A 251-nucleotide genomic window follows, 5' to 3' on the forward strand; every position below is an offset into this window, starting at 1 on the left:
TATCGCAGTGATTGGCTCGGGATTGATGGGCTCAGTATCTGGATCTAGTGTGGCAAATACGGTTTCAACCGGTGTTATCAGTATTCCTTTGATGCAAAAAGCAGGTTTTCCTTCGCGCTTCGCGGCGGGGGTTGAAGCTGCGGCATCGACAGGTGGTCAGTTGATGCCGCCAGTGATGGGCGCGGGTGCTTTCATCATGGCGTCTTACACGCAAATTCCGTATGTTGATATCATTGCTGTTTCTTTCATTC

At 50.2% G+C, this 251-nt stretch carries 1 protein-coding gene; it reads left to right on the forward strand.

Translation table 11 applies throughout. The features are described 5' to 3' along the window. A partial coding sequence (locus NLF92_RS13470; protein WP_254102766.1) for a TRAP transporter large permease subunit occupies positions 1-251 on the forward strand: 251 nt, incomplete at both ends.

Source organism: Opacimonas viscosa (assembly GCF_024199005.1).
GTDB classification, from domain to species: Bacteria; Pseudomonadota; Gammaproteobacteria; order Enterobacterales; family Alteromonadaceae; genus Opacimonas; species Opacimonas viscosa.